Origin of the sequence: Daejeonella sp. (assembly GCF_044342615.1) — a bacterium.
In the GTDB taxonomy this organism is placed as follows: Bacteria; Bacteroidota; Bacteroidia; order Sphingobacteriales; family Sphingobacteriaceae; genus Daejeonella.
The window spans coordinates 1-5,377 of sequence record NZ_JBIIPN010000157.1; the positions used below are offsets into that span (position 1 = coordinate 1).

Consider the following 5,377-nt stretch of genomic DNA (forward strand, 5'->3'; position numbering starts at 1 on the left):
CAGATCGTAATGTGATGGTGGGAAATTGGTTAAACGGTGCCTTTAATACTTTCTATAGTTCTGCTGTTCCACCACTTTTAGGCGTATTAGAGAATACTAAGCCTGGTGGTATATCTGATAATCCTGCTGCATTTGCGGTTGCAAATATCTGGAAGGTACGTATGTTTTTACCTAGAACGGATTATTGGGGTCCAATTCCTTATAGTCAAATAGGTAATGCATCAAGGCAAGTAGATTATGATTCTCAAGATGTTATTTATAAAGACTTCTTAACATTATTAACTAAAGCTGTTAAGGACCTTCAGCCATATAAGGGAACAACTATTGCTTTGTACGGTAATAATGATCAAATTTATGGTGGAAACGTTGATCTCTGGATTAGATTTGCAAATACTTTGCGCCTTCGTATTGCTATGCGTATGTCTGGTGTGGAGCCTGTATTGGCAAAGACAAATGCTGAAGAAGCTATAAAAGGTGGTGTTTTGGAAACTAATGCACATGATGCTTTCTTAAAGGTTACTGCAAACTCAATTAACACACTTAACCAAGCTACCGCATGGAATGAGTTCCGTATGAGTGCTGCAATGGAAAGTGTATTAAAAGGTTATAATGACCCAAGAATGTCTAAATTTTATGCTCCTGCTTCTGCAACCGGACAATTCAAAGGATTGCGTAATGGATATAATCAAGTTGAACTTGGTTTAACTGCAAACCTACAAACAAATGTTTCTAATGTTGCAGCTAATTTCCTTCCTGCAAATCAAGCTACTCAGCCTTTTGGTATCATCATGGCTTCTGAAGCATGGTTCTTAAGAGCTGAAGGTGTGTTAAAAGGATGGGATATGGGTGGTGGTACTGCTAAAGAATACTATGAGGCAGGTATCAATGCTTCAATGCGTCAATGGGGTATTGTTGATGCTGTTGCAATTGCTGCTTATACTGCAAGTACTTCTGTGCCAGTTGCATTAACTGATGCTGTAAATTCTCCTGCAATGACTGATATTCCTGTTTTATGGTCTTCAGATGCTACAAAGCATTTAGAGCAAATTCATACCCAAAAGTGGCTTGCTTTATGGCCTGATGGTCTTGAAGCATGGGCTGAATACCGTCGTACAGGTTTCCCTAAACTTTATCCAAGAATTAATTCTGAAAGTTTAGTGGTTGCAAAAGATGGTGTTGTTCGTCGTACTCCATTTACAATTGGTGAATTACAAACTAATCCAAAAGGAGTTGCTACTGGTGTCACCAAATTAGGTGGTACTGATAATGAAGCTACTCGACTTTGGTGGAATAAATAATTTCATCTTATAATTTTAACAAGAAAGCCATCTCTTAAATATTGAGGTGGCTTTCTTGTTTTACAAATATTTTTGATATCCTATTTGTAATATTAAATTTATTCGTTCTTATCAGAATGATATTTTATGATTCTGATGCCCTTTTGTTTTTTCTTTCCTATATTTATTTTTATATCAATTGTATTGAAGTCCATCCTTTATTGTATTAGTCGATTTAATGATGGAATCTTTTTATTTGAAATAATTATTTATGCTTTTTTTTAGATTTTATATGTCCAAAGTTTTTTATTCATTAATTATAGCCATTTTTCTGTTTACTTCTTGCGGTAATAACAACAATAAATTGTTCACTCTTCTTGATAAGAGCGACACTGGCGTTGAATTTAGAAACATGCTTGTTGAAGGGGATGAACTAAATGTGATGAATTATTCTTATTTCTATAATGGTTCTGGTGTTAGTGTTGGTGATATTAATAACGATGGCTTACTAGATGTATTTTTTACCGGTAACATGGTGAAAAATAAACTATATATAAACAAGGGTGATTTTAAATTTGAAGATATTACATTAAAAAGTGGGATTTCATTGTTAGAGGGATGGTGCACAGGCTCAACTATGGTGGATATTAACGGTGATGGATTTTTAGATATTTATGTTTCAAGATCTGCAGATATAAATCCAGAAAGAAGGAAAAATCTTTTTTTTATTAATAATGGTGATTTAACATTTACTGAACGAGCCGAAGAATATGGGCTAGCCGATGACGGATATTCAACACAAGCATCATTTTTTGATTTTGATAAAGATGGTGATTTGGATATGTTTCTTATCAATCATTCTTTGCAACAATACAGCACTGGTGTTCAAGAAAATTTACAGTTACGAAAACTTAGAGATCCAAACTTTGCTACTAAGTTATATCGTAATGATAATGGGTATTTTAAAGATGTGAGTATTGAAGCAGGTATCACTTCTAATGTGTTAAGTTTTGGTCTTGGTGTAGCTATATCTGATGTTAATGAAGATAGCTGGCCTGATATTTATGTTTCTAACGATTTCAATGAACCAGATTATCTTTTTGTTAATAATGGAGATGGAACATTTACAGATAAATTGACTGAATCGATGGATCAGATATCGATGTATTCAATGGGATCAGATATTGCTGATTATAATAATGATGGCCATACGGATTTAATAACTCTTGATATGTTGCCTGAAGATAATAAAACACAAAAAATGCATTCTGGATCCGAAAATTTCGATAAAATGCAGTTTTTGTTTAACAAGGGTTTTTATTATCAGTTTAGTAGAAATATGCTTCAGAAAAATAATGGTGATGGTACTTTTTCTGAAATTGGACAATTAGCAGGCGTATCTAATACAGATTGGAGCTGGTCTGCTTTGTTTTCTGATTTTGATAATGATGGGAATAAAGACCTATTCATCACTAATGGTTATGTTAAAGATTATACAGACATGGATTTTCTTAAGTTCACCATGGATCAAACTATTAAATCTAGGCAAGTAGGAAAGGAAACTTCTGTGAAAGATTATATCGAAAAAATGCCCACTATAAAAATGCCCAATTATGCTTTTCAGAATATAGGAAATGACCGATTTGTTAAAAAAAATATAGACTGGGGACTCGATCAATCCGGTATTTCATCCGGAGCTGCCTATGCTGATTTGGATAATGATGGGGATATGGATTTAATCGTTTCTAACATCAATGATTATGTAAGTATATATAGAAATAATAGTGATAAAATTAAGCCTAACTCTTACCTAAAAGTAAAATTAAAAGGAGATAAGAATAATTCACTCGGTATTGGTGCTAAGGTTATTGCTTACAGTAAAGGAAAGAAATTTTTTCAGGAACAATTTCTTTCACGTGGTTTCCAATCTTCTATTGATCCGATTTTAAATTTTGGTTTAGGTGAGATAAAAGTTTTAGATTCTTTAATAGTTATTTGGCCAAATGATAATATTCAAAAATTAACTAATGTAAAGGTTAATCAGACCCTTACCATTGATTCTAAAAATGCAGATATTGAGTTAAAGTCTATGGTTAAAGACGCTACTATTCCATATTTCTCTGCTTCCTCACCAATTAATCATCCACATGTTGAAAATTTATTTAATGATTTTACTGTTCAAACTTTAATGCCAAATTACTTATCAAGACAAGGACCCTGCATGGCTAAAGGAGATGTAAATGGTGATGGCCTTGATGATTTATTTATTGGGGGTGCTGCTAATCAGACTGGGGCATTATTTATTCAAACTCAAAATGGCCAATTCAATAAAAAATCTTCATCTTCTATTGATGTTGATGCTCTATCTGAAGATACCTCCGCTGAGTTTCTTGATATTGATAATGATGGTGATCTAGATTTATATGTGGCAAGTGGTGGTTATGAATTTTCTTATGATAATAGTTTACTTCAAGACAGAATCTATTTAAATGACGGGAAAGGAAATTTCACACGAAATGTTTCAGCATTACCTAATATGTTGATTAGCACAGGAGTAGTTAAAGCTTCTGATATAAACGGTGACGGTTTTTTAGATTTATTTGTTGGTGGCCGACTTATTCCTGGGATGTATCCTGTTTCTCCTGAAAGTAAAGTTCTAATAAATGATAAGAAGGGTAATTTCTCTGATTTAACTTCCACTATTGCCCCTCAGATTAAAGAAATTGGAATGGTTACCGATGCTCTTTGGCTTGATTTAAATAACGATAAAATTAAAGACTTGATTATTGTTGGCGAATGGATGCCAATAAAGGTTTTTCTTAATAAAAATGGTAAACTTGTGGATGCTTCATCCAATTATATCAAATTTGCTTCTACAGGCTGGTGGAATAGGATTTATGCAGATGATTTTGATAATGACGGTGATGCTGATCTTGTCATAGGGAACTTGGGGCTTAATGCACAATTTAAAGCTAGTGAAAAAGAACCATTGAGCTTGTATTATAAAGATTTTGATGGTAATGGGTCTATTGATCCTATCTTTTGCTATTTCCTAGATGGTGTATCTTATCCTGCAGCGTCTCGAGATGATCTTGCAGATCAATTGCCCCAAATAAAAAATAAGTTCTTAGAATACTATAAATACGCAAATGCGACAATTACTGATTTATTCACAGAATCTCAATTAAGTGATGCAAAGGTTCTCAAAGCTGAAATTTTAGAAACGGTTTACCTTGAAAACACCACAAATGGATTTAAATTAAAGAGCTTGCCCATTGAAGTTCAATATGCACCTATTTACGCTTTAACATCGTTAGACGTCAATAAAGATGGTAAAAAAGATTTATTATTGGCAGGTAACAATTCTTCCACAAGAATAAAATTCGGACAATTTAATGCTAATAATGGGGTTTTATTAATTGGAAATGGAAATGGAACGTTTAATTATGTTCCACAAAAGCAAAGTGGCTTAAAAATTAAGGGCGATGTAAGAAGTTTAACAACAATTAATTCTACATCTAAGGCTAATGAAAAATTTATTTTCGGAGTTAACAATTCAAATTTGCAATTTTTAAAAATTAATTATTAAATTGATATTTTCTAGTTAGATTAATAAATAATGTTGTTTATTATTATTTTTTAGCCCTTTAAGCAATGGTTTTTATAAGATATAAACTCTTAGTTTTTATAATTATTCTATCAATTCCATTGTTTATTCTATCTTTTAAATCTAATTATTTAAAGCAAGATCCTTGGAAAGCTCCCGCTTTTGCCGACACAATAATTAGTCCCATGCCATTTTCACCACCATTTATTGCAGAAGGTGAAAAACTCTATAATACCTTGTGCGTTAGTTGCCACGGTCAAGACGGCTTAGGAAATGGCCAACCTGGTAGATTTAATATAGAACCAGCAAACTTTCATGATAAAAAATTTGTAAATCAAACAGACGGCTCAATTTTTTGGAAGTTGAGTAATGGTAAAGGTGTTATGCCAGCATATAATTTTGCATTATCCGAAGAAAAACGTTGGCAACTAATAGCCTATATTAGGCAGTTTGCTAAATATAGCGCGAACGTTAAATCTAAATCTGTCCCAAT

At 32.8% G+C, this 5,377-nt stretch carries 3 protein-coding genes; all 3 read left to right on the plus strand.

From position 1 onward, the window contains the following. Nucleotides 1-1,298, plus strand: a 1,298-nt coding sequence (locus ACIQ0D_RS11250) for a SusD/RagB family nutrient-binding outer membrane lipoprotein (protein WP_395805650.1), incomplete at its 5' end; no start/stop codon positions are given. 271 nt (nt 1,299-1,569) lie between these two features. Beyond that, nucleotides 1,570-4,866, plus strand: coding sequence for a VCBS repeat-containing protein (locus tag ACIQ0D_RS11255; RefSeq protein ID WP_395805652.1), 3,297 nt, complete (start codon nt 1,570-1,572; stop codon nt 4,864-4,866). Nucleotides 4,867-5,069: 203 nt separating this feature from the next. Continuing rightward, nucleotides 5,070-5,377 (plus strand): c-type cytochrome (locus tag ACIQ0D_RS11260; protein ID WP_395805654.1); only part of this gene is annotated, 308 nt, incomplete at its 3' end.